Source organism: Herbiconiux sp. FW305-C-125 (assembly GCF_058783455.1).
On record NZ_JBYSYO010000001.1, the window covers coordinates 199822 to 215764 of the forward strand.

The 15943-nt window shown below is 70.6% G+C and carries 15 protein-coding genes; 1 reads left to right on the plus strand and 14 read right to left on the minus strand.

The genetic code is table 11. The annotated features are described in order from the left end of the window. Positions 1–9: 9 nt before the first annotated feature. From AC3WLB_RS01055 to AC3WLB_RS01065, 3 genes are all read right to left on the minus strand, one after another. Positions 10–1590, minus strand: coding sequence for a transporter (locus AC3WLB_RS01055; protein ID WP_492502515.1), 1581 nt, complete (start codon positions 1588–1590; stop codon positions 10–12). Beyond that, positions 1572–2342, minus strand: a complete 771-nt coding sequence (locus AC3WLB_RS01060) for an ABC transporter ATP-binding protein (protein ID WP_492502516.1) — start codon at positions 2340–2342, stop codon at positions 1572–1574. Before AC3WLB_RS01060 ends, AC3WLB_RS01055 begins: the two co-directional genes overlap by 19 nt. 77 nt (positions 2343–2419) lie before the next feature. Next, positions 2420–3025 (minus strand): NAD(P)H-dependent oxidoreductase, encoded by a 606-nt coding sequence (locus AC3WLB_RS01065; protein WP_022897959.1) that lies wholly within the window; start codon positions 3023–3025, stop codon positions 2420–2422. Between the two features lie 134 nt (positions 3026–3159). Between AC3WLB_RS01065 and AC3WLB_RS01070 the strand changes: the two genes are divergently transcribed. Next, positions 3160–3549, plus strand: coding sequence for a winged helix-turn-helix transcriptional regulator (locus AC3WLB_RS01070; RefSeq protein ID WP_022897958.1), 390 nt, complete (start codon positions 3160–3162; stop codon positions 3547–3549). Here the strand turns inward: AC3WLB_RS01070 and AC3WLB_RS01075 are convergent. The 11 genes from AC3WLB_RS01075 to AC3WLB_RS01125 are packed head-to-tail and all read right to left on the minus strand — an operon-like array spanning position 3485 to position 15796. Beyond that, the gene (locus tag AC3WLB_RS01075) at positions 3485–4378 is read right to left on the minus strand and encodes a PaaX family transcriptional regulator (RefSeq protein ID WP_492502517.1); all 894 of its coding nucleotides are present in this window, start codon (positions 4376–4378) and stop codon (positions 3485–3487) included. The genes AC3WLB_RS01070 and AC3WLB_RS01075 overlap by 65 nt on opposite strands. Then, positions 4375–5682, minus strand: a complete 1308-nt coding sequence (locus tag AC3WLB_RS01080) for a kynureninase (protein ID WP_492502518.1) — start codon at positions 5680–5682, stop codon at positions 4375–4377. The genes AC3WLB_RS01075 and AC3WLB_RS01080 overlap by 4 nt, the downstream gene beginning before the upstream one ends. Continuing rightward, on the minus strand, positions 5679–6809 hold the full coding sequence (locus AC3WLB_RS01085; protein WP_492502519.1) for an amidohydrolase family protein: 1131 nt from the start codon (positions 6807–6809) through the stop codon (positions 5679–5681). Before AC3WLB_RS01085 ends, AC3WLB_RS01080 begins: the two co-directional genes overlap by 4 nt. Further along, complete coding sequence (locus tag AC3WLB_RS01090; protein WP_492502520.1) at positions 6806–7660, minus strand: tryptophan 2,3-dioxygenase; 855 nt, start codon at positions 7658–7660, stop codon at positions 6806–6808. Before AC3WLB_RS01090 ends, AC3WLB_RS01085 begins: the two co-directional genes overlap by 4 nt. 30 nt (positions 7661–7690) lie before the next feature. Then, on the minus strand, positions 7691–8518 hold the full coding sequence (locus tag AC3WLB_RS01095) for a Cof-type HAD-IIB family hydrolase (protein ID WP_492502521.1): 828 nt from the start codon (positions 8516–8518) through the stop codon (positions 7691–7693). A gap of 22 nt (positions 8519–8540) precedes the next feature. Beyond that, complete coding sequence (locus tag AC3WLB_RS01100) at positions 8541–9599, minus strand: LacI family DNA-binding transcriptional regulator (RefSeq protein ID WP_492502522.1); 1059 nt, start codon at positions 9597–9599, stop codon at positions 8541–8543. Next, positions 9596–10978, minus strand: coding sequence for a glycoside hydrolase family 13 protein (locus AC3WLB_RS01105; protein WP_492502523.1), 1383 nt, complete (start codon positions 10976–10978; stop codon positions 9596–9598). The genes AC3WLB_RS01100 and AC3WLB_RS01105 overlap by 4 nt, the downstream gene beginning before the upstream one ends. After that, positions 10978–11799 (minus strand): carbohydrate ABC transporter permease, encoded by an 822-nt coding sequence (locus AC3WLB_RS01110; protein WP_492502524.1) that lies wholly within the window; start codon positions 11797–11799, stop codon positions 10978–10980. The genes AC3WLB_RS01105 and AC3WLB_RS01110 overlap by 1 nt, the downstream gene beginning before the upstream one ends. Further along, positions 11796–12722 (minus strand): carbohydrate ABC transporter permease, encoded by a 927-nt coding sequence (locus AC3WLB_RS01115; RefSeq protein ID WP_492502525.1) that lies wholly within the window; start codon positions 12720–12722, stop codon positions 11796–11798. Before AC3WLB_RS01115 ends, AC3WLB_RS01110 begins: the two co-directional genes overlap by 4 nt. A gap of 5 nt (positions 12723–12727) precedes the next feature. Then, a complete protein-coding gene (locus tag AC3WLB_RS01120) occupies positions 12728–13996 on the minus strand; it encodes an ABC transporter substrate-binding protein (protein WP_492502526.1) in 1269 nt (422 codons plus the stop codon). Positions 13997–14023: 27 nt separating this feature from the next. Further along, positions 14024–15796 (minus strand): glycoside hydrolase family 13 protein, encoded by a 1773-nt coding sequence (locus AC3WLB_RS01125; protein WP_492502527.1) that lies wholly within the window; start codon positions 15794–15796, stop codon positions 14024–14026. Positions 15797–15943 lie beyond the last annotated feature (147 nt).

Here is a 15943-nt window from a genome sequence, read left to right on the forward strand (position 1 = left end):
GAGCACCGGTCAGGCGGCGGAGCGCTGCGCCTTCAGGCGCACGAGGAGGTCGGGCGCCCGACGGTCGAGCTGCGCACCGCCGATGCGCACGCCGACCACGAAGAACACCGCGCCGAGCGCCACGCCCACGACGAGCGTCAGCCAGCCGAGCAGCGCCGACGAGAACACGAGGCTCAGCACCGCCAGCACCGACGCCGGGATCATGAGCAGCAGCGACACCCCCCAGGTCGCGAACCCCGACAGCGCCGTGGTGAACCCGGCGCCGGGCGCGGACTTGAACGGGTTGTCCCCCGCCGCCGGCACCGGCACGATCAGCTGCGACGACGACACGCTCACCACGCCGAAGCCGCCGAGGAGTGCCGCCGCGCCGAGGCCGAGCAGCATCGGCAACAGCGACCACGATCCCGTGACGGCCACCGACCCGATCGTGATGAGCAGCACCAGCGGCACCGCGATGATGGCGAGCGCCGCGACGCGCCCGAGCCGGTCGTCGCGCCCGCGCACCCCGTCGGCGATGTGCGTCGCGAACGCGGTGCCGTCGTAGGAGATGTCGGTGTAGATGCCGAGGGCCAGCAGGAACGCGATGATCGGTCCGGATGCGTTCAGGAGCGCGAGCGAACCCAGGTTGTTCGAGTAGAACCAGAGCAGCACGGGGATGAGCGGCACCACGATCAGCTGGCGCGCATACCGCGGGTCGCGCCGCCAGTAGGTGAGCGCCCGAGCCGTGATCGCTCCCACCGGCGTCGCCGGCAGCACCCCGAACAGCCCGGTCTTGCCGCGCGCGACCCGCTTGGTGCCGGAGGTGACGGGCGACACCAGAGCCACCCCGAGGCTCCAGCGCCAGAGGAGCACCAGGAGCGCCAGCGTCGCGAGGGCGATGAGGAACTTCAGCCCCGCCGCGCCGACGTCGCCGACGGCGAGATCGGCCGGCACCGACCAGGGGGCGCCGAGCGGCGACCAGCTGAGCGCGCGGGCGACACCGGGAAGCGCATCCGCCGAGACCGCGATGCCTCGGCTGAGCCCGGCGATGATGGGCCCGAGCAGGATGAGTGGGATGAAGATGAGGATGCCCGCCAGCTCCCGGAACCGCCGCCGCGACTGCAGGCTCGTGGAGAGCGCGGCGACGGCACGGGAGCCCGTCACGCAGATGAGGACGGCGAGCACGGCGCACACGGCCGCCGCGACCGCGGCGAACGGCGAGCGCGCCCAGGTGGCGATGGTCGCCAGCGCCGCGATCGACGTGACGATACCCGGCACGCCGAGCACCCCGGCGGCGGTCAGGCCGACCAACAGCTTGCTCATCGGCAGCGGGAACACCACCAGCCGCGCTGGGTCCAGGGTCTGCTCGACGCCGAACGCCACGAGCGGCACCACGATCCAGCCCAGGATGACGGCGGAGCCGGCCAGCACGACCACGGTGGTCGCGAGCTCGGTCGGCGCGAAGGCGAGCGCCACGAGGCCCGCAACGGCGAGCCCCAGCACCCCCACGCCGTAGATCGCGCCGATGATGACGGCCACCAGTTGCCACGCACTCCGCTTCAGCGAGTTGCGGAGGACCAGGAACCGCAGCTTTACGAGCGTCGCAACCATTCCGGCCCCTCTGCGTGCGTGCGTCCTCCGACGAGTTCGACGAAACGGTCTTCGAGCGTGGACTCGCCGCGTACCTCGTCGACCGTGCCGGCCACGAGCACCCGGCCGTGGGCGACGACGGCGACGTGGTCGCACATCCGCTGCACCAGGTCCATCACGTGGCTCGAGACGATGACGGTGCCGCCGTTCTGCACGTACCCGGTGAGGATGTCGCGGATGTTCGCCGCCGACACCGGGTCGACCGACTCGAACGGCTCGTCGAGCACCAGCAGCCGCGGTGCGTGCACGAGGGCGCACGCCAAGGCGATCTTCTTCGTCATGCCCGCCGAGTAGTCGACCACGAGGGTACCGGCCGCCTGCTCGAGGTCGAGCAGCTTCAGGAGGTCGGCGGTGCGGGTGGCCACCTCGGCGCGGTCGAGCCCGAACAGTAGTCCGTTGTAGGTGACGAGCTGCTCGCCGGTGAGCCGGTCGAACAGCTTCACGCCGTCGGAGAGGTTGCCCACGAGCGACTTCGCCTTGATCGGCTCCTGCCACATGTCGACGCCGTGGATGAGGGATTGCCCCGCATCCGGCCGCAGCAGGCCCGTCGCCATCGAGAGCGTGGTGGTCTTGCCCGCACCGTTGGGCCCGACGAGGCCGTAGAACGAGCCGACCGGAACCGTGAGGCTCAGGTCGTCGACGGCCACCTTCTCGCCGAAGCGCTTGCTCAGGTGGGTGAGTTGCAGGGCCGGCTGGCCGGATTGGTCTGACATGCGTGTCCTCTCACGGTCGGTCACTTCCACTCTGGTCGCAACCGCCGCGCCGGACAACCAGCCCCGCCGATGTCGCGCTAAGCCGCGACGGTCTCCTCGACCTCGTCGGCGTCGGCCGTGGCCGGCGCGGCGTGCAGCGGAGCCAGCGCCTTCGACCAGGCGACGAGCTGGTCGAGCATCGTGTCGACCTGCGGCTCGAGGTAGTCGCTCGGCGTGAACTCCCGGAAGTCCTTGAACTCGGTGAGGAGCGAGATCGCGACCTGCGCCCGCACGGTCGCCAGCTGCAACTCCGAGGCGATGAGGCGCAGGTGCTCCACGGCCCGGGCACCGCCGACGCCGCCGTAGCTGACGAACGCGGCCGCCTTGTTGTTCCACTCCGCGTAGAGGTAGTCGAGCGCGTTCTTCAGCACGCCCGAGGTGGAGTGGTTGTACTCGGGGGTGACGAACACGAAGCCGTCGAACTCCGAGATCTTCGCCGACCAGGCCTTGGTGTGGTCGTTCTGGTAGTTGCCCCAGGCGGCCGACATGGGCTCGTCGAGGTGCGGGAGCGGGTAGTCGGCCAGGTCGACGAGCTCGAACTCGGCGTCGGTGCGGCGCGAGGCGATCTCCGTCACCCACTTCGCGACGGCCTCGCCGTTGCGTCCGGGGCGGGTGCTGCCGAGGATGATCCCGATCTTGGTCATGCGTTTCTCCTTCAGGAACGAATCGTGCGTAATGCGCGTTGTCAGTAGTGCGCAACAGCGTGCGGGCCGATTTAGTCCCGACTTCGGCCACGCACTTTGACGTGCGTGACGCACACGAAAGGACGTAATCCGGCATGACGGCTCCCCTGGCGGCAACCCACCTGGACCTCGAATCGGCGTGCGCGGTGCCCGAGACCCGCGAGCTCGTGAAGGACATCTTCACGATGACCGGCGACAAGTGGTCGATGCAGGTCATCAAGGCTCTGGAGAACGGCCCGCAGCGCTTCACCCGGCTCATGACGGCGGTCGACGGCATCTCGCACCGGATGCTCACCCGAACCCTGCGGTCGCTCGAACGTGACGGGCTCGTGCACCGGCAGAGCTACGCCGAGTCGCCGCCACGCGTGGAGTACTCGCTGACGCCGCTCGGCGTGACCGTGCAGGAGCCGGTCGACGCGTTCATCGCCTGGACGCAGGCTCACCAGGACGAGATCGAGGCGAGCCGGGCACGCTTCGACGCCTGACCACGTCGGCCACGAGTGCGGCGGATGCGTCGGCATACCGTGCGGTGAGCTCGGCGAACAGGGCGGTGCTGCGCGCGCCGGGCCAGTCGGCGGGCAGCAGGTCGGCGGGGAGACCCGGGTCGAGGTAGGGCACGGGTCGCCAGACGTCGACGCCGCGCACGTAGCGGGCGAAGGCGGTCTGGCCGCCGCTCGCCGAGCTGGCCGGGACCGGCAGCAGCGCCTCGAGGCCCGCGATCGCATCGTGGTGCAGGCGGGCGATCGTGTCGAGATCCCACCACGTCGCCACCGCCGCGTCGAGCTCCCCCGCCACCCGGGGCTGCTCCGCACGGAACAGGGTGGCGGCGGCGCGGATGCCGAGCTCGGCGAAGATCTCCGCCACCTCATCGGCGAGGAAGTCCGGGCAGACCCAGAGCGCCGCCGACACCGTGCCGCAGCCGATGCCCTGCAGACGGCGCCGCAGCTGGTGCCGGAGCCGGCGCTCCTCCTCGGGCAGGGTGAACGAGATGAGGCACCACGGGTCGTCCGGCTGCATGCTGCGCGCGGCGAAGATGCGCCGGTCCCCCTTCGCCAGCATGGCCGCGGCCGCGGGGTCGAGGGCGTAACCGCTGCTGCCGTCGCGGGTCTCGGCGCGGAGCAGGCCCTTCTGCTTGACCCGGGCGAGGGTGGTGCGGGTGCGCCCCGGCGCCACGTCGAGCAGGCCCATCAGCGCGACCAGGTCGGCGGTCGCGATCCAGCCGCCCAGGTCGCGGAGGTACAGACCGATCACGGTGCGCAGGAGCGAGGTGGCACTGCCGGGCCGGGACTCGAGGTCGTCGACGACGGCCGTCACGAGGATGCCCGTGCCGCACCCGCCGCGCCCGCCGGCCCTGCCGACTGCGGGGCGCCGGGGGCGTCGCCCCGGGCATCCGTCAGCGCCGCTTCGATCGCGTCGAGGCCGCGCTGCAGCTCGGCGAAGGTGGTGCTGAGCGGCGAGAGCCCGATGCGCAGACCGTCGGGCGCGCGGAAGTCAGGGATGACGCCCTCCTCCCACAGCCGTGCCGTCACGGCGCGGAAGGCCGGGTGCCGCACGGTCACGTGGCTCCCCCGCTCCGCCGCGACGAGCGGCGTGGCGACGACCACGCCGAGGGGCACCAGCCGCTCCTGCACCTGTCGCAGTGCGAACTCGGTGAGGGCGATCGATTTCGCGCGGATCGCCGGCATGCTCGCCTCCTCGATCAGCGCGAGCATGTCCTGCATGGCGAGCATCCCGACCACGGGCGGTGTGCCGCTCACGAACCGGCGCATCCCGTCGCCGGGTTCGAAGCCGTCGCCCATCGCGAAGACGTCCCGGGCGCCCATCCAGCCCTGCACCGGCTGCTCGAGCTCGCCCTGCAGCCGGCGCGCGACGTAGCCGAAGGCGGGTGCGCCCGGGCCGCCGTTGAGGTACTTGTAGGTGCAGCCGACGGCGAGGTCGACGTCCCAGTCGTCGAGTTCGATGGGCACCGAGCCGACGGAGTGGCAGAGATCCCACAGCACGAGCGCGCCGGCGTCGTGCGCGATGCGGGTGATGCGGTCGGCGTCGGCGAGGAAGCCGGAGCGGTAGGCGACGTGGCTCAGCACCACCAGCGCGGTGTCGGGGCCGACGGCCTCCTGCACCTGAGCGGGCTCCACCCCGCGCGCCGGGTCGACGTGCAGCCAGCGGATGCGCAGCCCCCGCTCGCGCGCGATGCCCTCCGCGACGTACCGGTCGGTCGGGAAGTTGTCGTCGTCGAGCACGATCTCGTGCCGCCCGGGCCGGGCGTCGACGGCGGCACGCATCAGCTTGTAGAGGAGCACGGTCGTGGAGTCGGCGACGACCGTCTGGCCGGGCGTGGCGCCGAGGGTGGCGGCGGCGATGCGGTCGCCGAGGGCGAACGGGAGCTGCATCCACTGTTCGTCCCAGGCGCGGATGAGCCGGCCGCCCCAGTCGTCGGCGACGAAGGCGCCGAGGCGCTCGGCGGTGACGCGCAACGGACGCCCGAGCGAGTTGCCGTCGAGGTAGGCGATCACGCCGTCGTTCGGCACGAACCGCTCGGCGAATCGCGCGAGCGGATCGGCCGCGTCGATGGCGGCGGCCTCCGCGATGCCGGAGGCGAGCACTTTCGGGTCGGTCACGGGCGGAGCTCCTCGAGGTCGGTGGCGGAGAGGACGCGGGCGGTCTGCAACCACGCCGGAAGTTCGTGGCGCTCCCCCGGCGCACTCTTCGCCACCCACGACACACGCCCCCCGAGCTCAACTTCCCACTCGGGATCGTCGCTACGAGGTAGCGCAAAGTGCTGCTCGAAGGGCACTTTTCGGACACTTTGCGCTACCTCGCGATGGTCCTTCGCGGGGTGTGCGGGCGGGAGGGGCGCGAGAGCGTCGAGGAGTTGCGCGGGGGTGAGGCCGGCGGCGAGGAGGGCGCGGAGTTCGCGCTCGTTCAGGCCGAGCGGGAGGGGGCCGTTGCCGAGGTCGGTGCCGTAGAGCACGTGGCCGCCGACGGCCGCGAAGCGGGCGAGATTGTCGAGGGCGACCGCGTGTTCGGGCGTCGGCGAACCCCAGCCGTGGATGTCAAGAGTGCTGACCCACGACATCCGCCCGGCCATGGCGGCGACGAGGTCGTCGGGGAGTCGCTCGGTCCAGGGTGTGTGTGCCAGGCGATCGACCCCGAGCCGCAGCGCCCGCGCGGCCTGGCCCGGGCCCTCGGCATGCGCGACCACTTCGAGCCCGAGCCGGTGGGCCTCCTCGACGACCGCCCCGGCGACCTCGTCGCTCAGCGCACCCGACGATTCGCCGGCCGCGGATGTCGCGTGCAACACGAGCTTGACGAACCGGGCGCCGTGGCCGTGCATCTCCGCCACCGCGGCCCGCGCGTCGCCCGCGGTGGCGAGCTGGCGCACCGCGGCATCCGGCGCCCACGACCGGCCGACGGGGTATCCACCGACGCCCGTCAGGAAGGCGCCGGCGAAGGTGAGCTCGGGCATCCGCTCGTCAGCACCGGATGCCCAGCCCGCCACCTCCGTCGGGTCCCACCCGAGATCGACCACCCGGGCGATCCCGGAGCTCGCCAGCGCCGCTCGATCGACCAGTCCCAGGTGCACGTGCGAGTCGCAGAACCCCGGCAGCACCACGCCGCCGAGCGGCACGATGTCCGCATCCGAGATGCCTCCACCGGCGGCAGCGCGCACGTCCCCACCGACGCTCAGGAGAGCGGGCCCCGTCCAGCGGCCCACCCAGACGTCGTCGACCGCGACGACGCTCACGCGCCGATCTCCGTGCGCACCGCGAACAGCTCGGGGAAGAACGTCAGCGACAGTGCGCGTTCGAGGAACGCCGCACCCGTCGACCCGCCGGTGCCGTGCTTCATGCCGATGGTGCGCTGCACGGTGCGCAGGTGCCGGAAGCGCCAGAACTGGAAGTTGTCCTCGAGGTCGACCAGTTCCTCACACGCTTCGTACACTCGCCAGTGCTCGCCCGCGGCCTCGTAGATCGACCGGAAGACGGGCACGAGCTCCGGCTGCAGCACCCACGCCCGCGAGACGTCGCGCTCGAGCACCGTGGCCGGAATCGCGAACCCGGCCCGGGCGAGGTAGCGAAGGAACTCGTCGTAGAGCGTCGGCTCCGCCAGGAGCGCGGCGAGCACCGCACGCGCTGCCGGGTCGGCGTCGAAGACCGCGAGCATCCGCTCGTTCTTGTTGCCGAGGATGAACTCGATCGCCCGGTACTGGTGCGACTGGAAGCCCGAGGAGTTGGCGAGGAAGCCGCGGAACTCGGCGTACTCGGTGGGTGTGAGGGTCGCGAGCACCGACCACTGCTGCGTCAGCGTCTCCTGGATGTGCTTGACCCGGGCGATGCGTTTGAGGGCGGTGCCGAGGTCGTCGTCGCGGAGGTTGTCGCGGGCGGAGCGCAGCTCGTGCAGCATGAGCTTGAGCCAGAGCTCGCTGGTCTGGTGCTGGATGATGAACAGCAGCTCGTCGTGATGCTCCGGCACACTGACCGGTCGTTGCAGCGCGAGCAGCTCGTCGAGCGCGAGGTAGGACCCGTAGCTCATGCGCTCGGCGAAATCGGTGACGATGCCCTCGTCGAACGCCCGCGTGTTCTCGTCGGCTGTCATGCGCCCGACGCTACACCATCCTGACGCCCGTCACGATAGTGAAATATTGCCCTGCGTGTGCGCGGCGAGGAACGTCTCGAGGTATGCCGCCACCCCGTCGTCGTGGTGCCGGGTCGTCACCGTGGTCGCGGCCGCCAGCACCGCGGGCTTGGCGTTGGCCACGGCGACGGCGGTGCCCACGGCGGCGAAGGCCGAGAGGTCGTTGTCGTTGTCCCCGAAGTACACGCAGTCGCGGGGCTCGCTGCCGAGTTCCGCCGCGACGACGGCCAGCCCGTCGCCCTTGGAGCAGGTGGCGTTCGCGATCTCGAGGTAGGTGTCCTTGGAACGGTAGCCCACGAGGCCGGGCCGCTCGGCGAGCATCCGCTCCACCCGGTCGATGGCGGCCGGGTCGCCCATGCACATGATCTTGTGTGGAGGGGCGGTGAGGATGCGCCCGCTGGTTCGGTACACCACCGCCGGCTCGGGGTTCGGCGTCACTCCCGTGTTGGCCGTCTCCCGTTCGGCCCAGCGATCGTGCGCCCAGACGAACCAGTCGTCGCCGCTGTAGAAGCTGCCGTGCAGGTCGAGTTCGGCGCAGAGATCGTAGACGGCCATCGCATCGTCCGGCCGGATGCGCACGTCCAGTGCCGTGCTGCCGTCGCTGCGCAGCACGATGCCGCCGTTGTAGGCGATGAGCGGCACCCCGCCGCCGTCGTAGAGCCCTTCGATCGGCCGCATCGATGCCGGCATGCGCGAGGAGCACAGCACGAAGACGTGCCCGGCGTCGACGACCCGACGGATGGCGGCGATGGTGCGCACGGAGAGCGTGCGCTCGGCGTTCAGCAGCGTGCCGTCGATGTCGGAGCAGAAGAGCGTCACGAACAGCGAGCTTAGAGCGTGCCTACGCCCCCGCCGGCACCGGCCCCGTCGAGTCGCGCACCAGGAGGGCCGTGTGCAGGCGCTGGTGGTGGTCGCGTGAGGACTCCTCCGACGAGATCGCCTCCACCAGGTACTCGGCGGCGAGCCGGCCCTTGGTCTCGATCGGCTGGCGCACCGTCGTGAGCGACGGCGACGCCCAGCTCGCGGCCACGGTGTCGTCGAACCCGCTCACCGAGACCTCCCCGGGCACCGAGACGCCGGCCTCCCGGGCGGCGTCGAGCACCCCGAGCGCGATGATGTCGCTGAACGCCACGATGGCCGTGGGGCGCACCTCCTGCGCCCAGAGCTCCGAGAAGGCCTTCACTCCCCCGGCGCGGGTGCACGCCACCTCGACCACCTGCACCCCCTCGCTCTCCGGGCTGAGACCGCGCGAGGCCAGCGCGGCGATCGCGCCCTGCATGCGCCGGAACACCGGGCCGCGCCAGGTGCGGTGGTCGCCCTCGGTGCCGGTCTCGAACGCCACGAGCGCGATCCGGCGGTGCCCGAGGTCGAGCAGGTGGTTCACCAGGTTCTCGAGCCCCTCGCCGTCGTCGATCTCGACCGAGGGCACGTCGCCGTGCACCTCGCTGTCGACGAGCACGAACGGGATGCCGCGCTGCCGCAGCGCGTTCACCTCGCCGCGGTCGTCCTCCAGCCCGCTCACGATGAACCCGTCGACGGCCGCGTAGGGGATGGTCTTCAGCATCGATCCGCGGAGTGGCGGCGCCAGGAGCAGGGTGAACCCCTCGCGCTGACAGGTCTGCCCGATGCCCTGGAGGAACTGGGTGTAGTACGGGTTCTCGAGCACGCGGTCCAATTGCTGCGGCAGCAGGAGTCCGAGGCTGTCGGTGCGGCGGGTGCGCAGCATCCGTGCCGCCGGATCCTGCGCGTAGCCGAGCTCGGCGGCCGCCGCGAGGATGTTCTTCACCGTCGCCTCGGACAGGCGCTTGGAGTCGTTGAAGGCCAGCGAGACGGCGGTCTTGGAGACGTTGGCGCGGTCGGCGACGTCTTGCATGGTGACCCGGCCGTTGCGTGTGCTCATCGCGCCACCTCGGCCGTGAGCACCAGCGATTCACCGGCCGGCACGCGTACCTCGGCCGAGCCCAGGGCGTCGGCGTCACCGTGCAGCACGCGCCACGAGCCTTCGGCGCCCGGGTCGGGCAGGGTTGCGACGGGTACCGAGATCTCAGCGCCCCGGTTCACCAGCGCCACCACGACGCCGTCGCCCACGGCGCCACGAATCATCATGACAACATCTTCGCCGATGGCTGCCACGCGCTGCTCCCCGCGACGCACCGGCGTGTTCTCGCGGCGGATGCGCGTGAGCGCCGTGATGCCGGCGAGCAGTCGTTCCGACCACTGCTCGCGCTCCCAGGGCATCGTGCCGCGGCAGTCGGGGTCGTTGCCGCCGGTCAGCCCCACCTCGTCGCCGTAGTAGATCATCGGCGCCCCTTCGGCCGTGAGCAGCAGCGTGTAGGCGAGCAGCGCCGCGCCCTCGTCGCCGCCGTGCCGGGTGAGCACCCGCTCGGTGTCGTGGCTGCCGAGCAGATTGAGCATGCCGGTGCGGAAGCCGCTCGGAATCCGCTCGGTGAGCGCGGTCATCCCCGCCGCGAATTCCGCCGCGTCGAGTGAGCGGTCGGCCGTGAAGCCGAGCACGAGGTCGCGCAGGGTGTAGTTCATGGTGCCGTCGGCGAGATCGCCCTGCAGCCACTCCTCCGGCTCGCGCCACTCCTCGGCCACGATGTAGAGGTCGTCGCCCTTCCCCTTCACGACCTCGCGGAACCCGCGCCAGAACTCGTGGTTGATGAAGTAGGGCACATCCAGCCGCCAGCCGTCGATGCCCTGCTCGATCCAGTACCGCGCCACCTGGTAGTGGTGGTCGCGCACCTCGGGGTTGTAGGCGTTCCACTTGGGCAGGTAGTAGCAGCCGGAGCAGGTGCGGTAGTTCGGCACCGGATGCGGCCGCACCGGGAAGCCCTCCACCGAGAACCAGTTCACGAAGGCCGAGTCGCGCTCCTTCTCCACCACGTCGCGGAACGCCCAGTGCCCGTCGCCGCAGTGGTTCAGCACGGCGTCGAGCACCACCCGGATGCCGCGGGCGTGCGCTGCGTCGAGGAAGGTGCGGAAGGCCGCGAGGTCGCCGAGCCGGTGGTCGATCGCGAAGTAGTCCTTCGCGTCGTAGCGGTGGTTGGTGTCGGCCTCGAAGATCGGGGTGAGGTAGAGGGCGTTCGCGCCGAGCGACTCGATGTGGTCGAGGTGCGCGGTGATGCCGGCCAGGTCGCCGCCGAAGAAGTTCTCGCGCGTGGGCACGGCTCCCCAGGGCTCGACGCCCGGCGGGTCGAGCGCGGGGTCGCCGTTGGCGAAGCGCTCGGGGAAGATCTGGTAGAAGGTCGCGTCGGCGACCCAGTCGGGCGTGGGCATCAGTCTTTCAGTCCTGTCGTCGCGATTCCGCGCACGAGGGCGCGCTGGAAGAAGAGGAACACCACGATGCTCGGGATCGTGGCGGTGAGGGTGCCGGCCATCAGGTAGTTCCACGAGGTGCCGTACCGGCCGACGAACGAGGCGAGGCCGATCTGGATGGTGCGCACCTCATCCGTGTTGGTGACGAGCAGCGGCCAGAGGAAGTCGTTCCAGGCGAACAGGAAGCTGAAGATGGCGAGGGTCGCGAACGCCGGCGTCGACAGCGGCACGATCACCCGGAAGAAGATGCCGATGCGGCTGCACCCGTCGATGCGGGCCGCGTCTTCGATCTCCTGCGGAATGGAGGTGAAGAACTGCCGCAGCAGGATGATGCCGAACACGTCGGCGAGCCTTGGCACGATCAGCCCCCAGTAGGTGTCGATCCAGCCGAGGTCGGCCACGATCGCGTAGGCCGGGATGATCGTGACGAAGGTCGGGATGAGGAGAGCCGCTAGGAGCACCACGAAGATGGCGTTCTTGAACGGGAAGCTCAGCCGGGCGAAGGCGTAGGCGGCGAGCGCGTCGAGCACGAGGTGCCCGGCCACGATGCCCACCGCCATCACGATGCTGTTGAGGTAGTACTGCCCGAACGGCGCCGCCTCCCACGCCTTGGCGAAGTTCTCCCAGTGCCAGGAGGTGGGGAAGATCGAGGTGTTCGTGTAGGTCTCGGCGCGGGTCTGCAGGGCTGTGGTGAACATCCACAGGAAGGGCACCACCACAAAGGCGGCGCCGGCGATCAGCACGACGTGCCGCGCCAGGTTCACGCGGAGGGATCGTCTCATCGCAGACTCGACTTCCCGGCGCCGGATGCGCGCCACTGCACGAGGGTCACGCCCAGCACGAGGGCAAGGGTCACGAAGGCGATGGCGGTGCCGTAGCCGAAGTCGCCGAGCCGGAAGGCTTCGCGGTACATCAGCATGCCGAGCACCTCGGTGCCGCCCTGGGGACCACCGCCGGTCAGCACGTAGACCAGGTCGAAGGCCTGGAAGCTCGTGATGAGCGCCTGCACCACCACGAAGAAGGTCATCGGGGCCAGCAGCGGCAGGGTGATGTGCCGCAACCGCTGCCACCACCCGGCCCCGTCGATCTGCGCCGCCTCGAACACGCCCTGCGGCAGCGCCTGGAGTGCGGTGAGGTAGAGCACGGCGTTGAAGCCGAGATTCTTCCAGACCGTGAGGGCGGTCAGCGCGCCGAGCGCGAGCCAGCGGTCCTGCAACCAGTCGGGGCCGGCGATGCCGACCTGCGCGAGGAGCCCGTTCACGAACCCCGCCGGGTCGAGCATGTACTTCCACACGATGGCGGCGGCGACGGATGAGGTGACCGCCGGCAGGAAGTAGATGCCGCGGTAGATTCCCCGGCCACGGATGGGGGCGTCCAGCAGCAGGGCGACGACCAGGCCGGTCGCCACCGACAGGAGACACACCCCCACGGCGTAGACACAGGTCACCAGCAGGCTGTTCCAGAACTCCGGGTCCTGCGCCAGGCGCACGTAGTTGTCGAACCCGATGAACTCCTTCACCGGGTCGAACCCGTTCCACGAGGTCAGGCTGATCTGGCCCGCCGCGACGATCGGGTAGATGACGAACACGCCGAGCACCACGAGGGCCGGGAGCAGGAACAGACCCGCGGTCAGCACCTGCTCCCGGTCGTAGCGCGGTCGCGGTGGCCCTGACGAACGCCGGGAACTCGAGAAGGTCAGGGCCACCGGCGTCAACCCTTCGCGATCACGTCGTTGACGGCCTGCTCCGCGGCGTCGAGCGCCTCGTCGACGGTCGCGTCGCCGCTCAGCGCCTTCTCGATCTGCTGCGCGAAGGCGAGCGAGATCTTCGGGTAGAGCGGGGTGTTGGGGCGGGCGTGGGCGTCGGCCATCTGCTCGACGAACGGGCGCAGGCGCGGCTCGGTCTGGTCGACCCAGTCGAGGTACTCGCTCCCGGTGGCGACGGAGGTGGTGACGGGCAGCATCCCGGTCGCCTCGCTCCAGCTGGTCACCTGCTCGGGCTCGAGGAACCAGGCCAGGAAGTCGGCCGCGGCCTGCGAGCTCGCATCCGAGTTGCCGAACACCATCGCCTGCTCACCGCCGAGGTTCGTGGCGGGCGTGCCGTCTGCCGGGTAAGGCGCCTTGGCGGTGCCGAACTCGAACGGCGGGTCGGCCGCCCAGATGCCCACCATCCACGAGCCCTCCTGGGCCGAACCGCCCTGGCCCTTCTCGAATTCGCCCCACTTCGCGTAGGGGCTGACGCCCGAGTCGATCAGGTCGACCCAGAACTGCAGCGCCTGCTTGCCCCCCGGGGTGTTGAACGCCGCAGCGGAGTTGTCCTCGGTGAGGAACTGACCGCCGGCCTGCCAGAGGTTGACCTGGAAGTTCCAGGTCAGGCCCTCGCCGGTGTCGCCGGCCTCGGTGAAGAGGTCGTAGCCGGGCTTGCCCGTCTTCTCGAGGATGGTCTTGCCGTCGGCCATCAGCTCCTCCCAGGTGGTGGGCGGCGAGTCGGGGTCGAGTCCGGCCTCCTGGTAGAGCGTCTTGTTGTACATGTACGCCAGGTTGTTGGCCGAGACCGGCACGGAGACCTGCTTGCCGTCGATCGTGCCGAACGAGGTCAGCGCCGGGGTGATGTCGTCGAGGGTCTCGGCGGGCAGCAGCGGCGTGAGGTCGACGAGCGAGCCGAGCTGCTCGATCTCGGGCACCCAGACGAGGTCGCCGATGGCGATGTCGGGCAGCGTCTTCGAGGTGGCGGAGGCGCGCAGCTTGGTGAGGAAGTCGGCGTTCGGCACGTTCGAGGCCGACACCTTCACATCCGGATGCGCGGAGTTGTACTCGTCGACCATCGCGTCGAAGGTGTCGGCGTTCGTGCCGTCCCAGTAGTGCCAGACCGTGACCTCGGTGGGCTGGCCGGAATCGCCGCCCGATGCCGGACTGCAGCCCGCGAGGGCGAGCAGCCCTACGGCGCCGATCGCAGCGAGCGGGAGTGACTTTCGGTGCATCATTGCTCCTTGGTGATGAACGAGGTCTCAGGAGACCATCGTGTGCAGGGGTGAGGGTGAGCCGTCGCCGGCTCGTTCGATCCCGTCCGGCGCAGCCGCATCTGCACGGGTGGGGGCCAGCGCGAACCAGGCCGCGCTGTCCGCGTGAACGACCGGTTGGTCGTCCGCGGAGTCGAGAGGGCCGCCACCGGTCGCGAGGGGCGTGACCCGCCCGTCGATCGTCCAGTCGGCGGGGAGGGGTGCAGCCGTCGGCCCGAAGTTGACGACGCAGACGCCCTGGCCGCGCCGGAACGCGAGCACGTCGGGGCGCGGATGCTCGAGCCATTCGAGCGTGCTGCCGGCGGCGAAGAACTCCCGGCGCCGCCGCACGAGCTCTTCGGTCAGCCGCAGCGTCGAGCCGGGGTCGGCGCGCTGGCGGTCGACGGCGAATTCGGCGAACCACGCGGGCTGCGGCAGCCAGGGGTCGGCAGCACTGCCCGCCGGGGTGAAGCCGAACGCCGGCGCATCCGCCACCCACGGCAACGGCACCCGGCACCCGTCCCGGCCCAACTCGGTGCCGTTCGAGCGGTGCCAGATCGGGTCTTGGCGGGAATGGTCCGGCAGATCGAGCACTTCGGGCAGCCCGAGCTCCTCCCCCTGGTAGAGGTAGGCGGCACCGGGGAGGGCGAGCAGCAGCGCCGCGGCCGCACGGGCGCGCCGCACGCCGAGCGCGACGTCGACCGCACCGGTGCGCCGGGCCGCCGCGATCATGTCGGTGGGCACGGGCGCTTCGAGCAGCTGATCCTGGCCGTACCGAGTCGCGGCGCGGTGCACGTCGTGGTTGGCGAGCGCCCAGGCCGGGGCACCGCCGTGCGAGGTGCCCTGGGTGAGCCCGGTGCGGATGGCATCGCGCATTCGCCCCGCCTCCCACGGCTGCACGAGCAGGTCGAAGTTGAACGCCTGGTGCAGTTCGTCGGATCGGAGATAGGCGGCCAGGCTCTCGGCCGACGGCACCCAGATCTCGCCCACGAAGTACTTCGGCTCGGGCTGACGCTCACCGATCGCCCGCCAGCCGCGGTAGATCTCGTGCACCTCCGGCTGGTCCCACATGGCGTAGTTGTGTCCGCCCGTACCGTCGTCGGCGCCGGGCCAGTCGGGCAGATCGGCCGCCTTCACGTGCCCGTGGGCCACGTCGATGCGGAATCCGTCGACGCCCCGCGCGAACCAGAACGCCAGCACCTCCTCGAAGTAGGCCACCACCTCCGGGTTCCGCCAGTCGAAGTCGGGCTGCCCCGGGTCGAAGGCATGGAAGTACCACTGACCCGGCCTGCCGTCGGGCTCGGTCACCCTCGTCCACGCCGGCCCGCCGAACACGCTCTGCCAGTTGTTGGGCGGCAGCTCGCCCTGTTCCCCGCGCCCGTCGCGGAAGAGGAACCGCCCGCGCTCCGGGCTGCCGGGCGCTGCGGCGAGCGCGGAGCGGAACCAGGCGTGCTCGCTGGAGCAGTGGTTGGCCACCAGGTCCATCAGCACCCGGATGCCCCGCGCGTGCGCCTCCTCGACGAGGGCGCCGAGCTCGGCCACCGTGCCGTAGTCGGGTTCGACCGCGAAGTAATCGGCGATGTCGTAACCGTGGTCGCGCTGCGGCGAGGCGTAGCAGGGGTTCAGCCAGATCGCGTCGACGCCGAGCCGGGCGATGTCGTCGAGCCCGGCACGGATGCCCGCGAGGTCGCCGATCCCGTCACCCGAGGCGTCGCGGTAGGAGCGCACGTAGATCTGGTAGACCACCGCGTCGGTCCACCAGGCGTCCTGCGTCGACTGCACCGGCTCTCCTGCCGTCGTGACCGTTCGGGCGCCACGCTTGCGGCCATGGCACCCGAACGGAGCGTGTGTACGTTTTACTAAATCGATAAAACCGGATGTCTCCGAGGCTGTCAAGAACGAATTCCGACCGGATCTGTTGAGCCACCG

What these genes read in the sequence shown, in the direction of transcription:
- AC3WLB_RS01055 (WP_492502515.1), bottom strand. Translation starts at nt 1,590, where the DNA reads ATGGTTGCGACGCTCGTAAAGCTGCGGTTCCTGGTCCTCCGCAACTCG.
- AC3WLB_RS01060 (WP_492502516.1), bottom strand. Translation starts at nt 2,342, where the DNA reads ATGTCAGACCAATCCGGCCAGCCGGCCCTGCAACTCACCCACCTGAGC.
- AC3WLB_RS01065 (WP_022897959.1), bottom strand. Translation starts at nt 3,025, where the DNA reads ATGACCAAGATCGGGATCATCCTCGGCAGCACCCGCCCCGGACGCAAC.
- AC3WLB_RS01070 (WP_022897958.1), top strand. Translation starts at nt 3,160, where the DNA reads ATGACGGCTCCCCTGGCGGCAACCCACCTGGACCTCGAATCGGCGTGC.
- AC3WLB_RS01090 (WP_492502520.1), bottom strand. Translation starts at nt 7,660, where the DNA reads ATGACAGCCGACGAGAACACGCGGGCGTTCGACGAGGGCATCGTCACC.
- AC3WLB_RS01100 (WP_492502522.1), bottom strand. Translation starts at nt 9,599, where the DNA reads ATGAGCACACGCAACGGCCGGGTCACCATGCAAGACGTCGCCGACCGC.
- AC3WLB_RS01105 (WP_492502523.1), bottom strand. Translation starts at nt 10,978, where the DNA reads ATGCCCACGCCCGACTGGGTCGCCGACGCGACCTTCTACCAGATCTTC.
- AC3WLB_RS01110 (WP_492502524.1), bottom strand. Translation starts at nt 11,799, where the DNA reads ATGAGACGATCCCTCCGCGTGAACCTGGCGCGGCACGTCGTGCTGATC.
- AC3WLB_RS01120 (WP_492502526.1), bottom strand. Translation starts at nt 13,996, where the DNA reads ATGCACCGAAAGTCACTCCCGCTCGCTGCGATCGGCGCCGTAGGGCTG.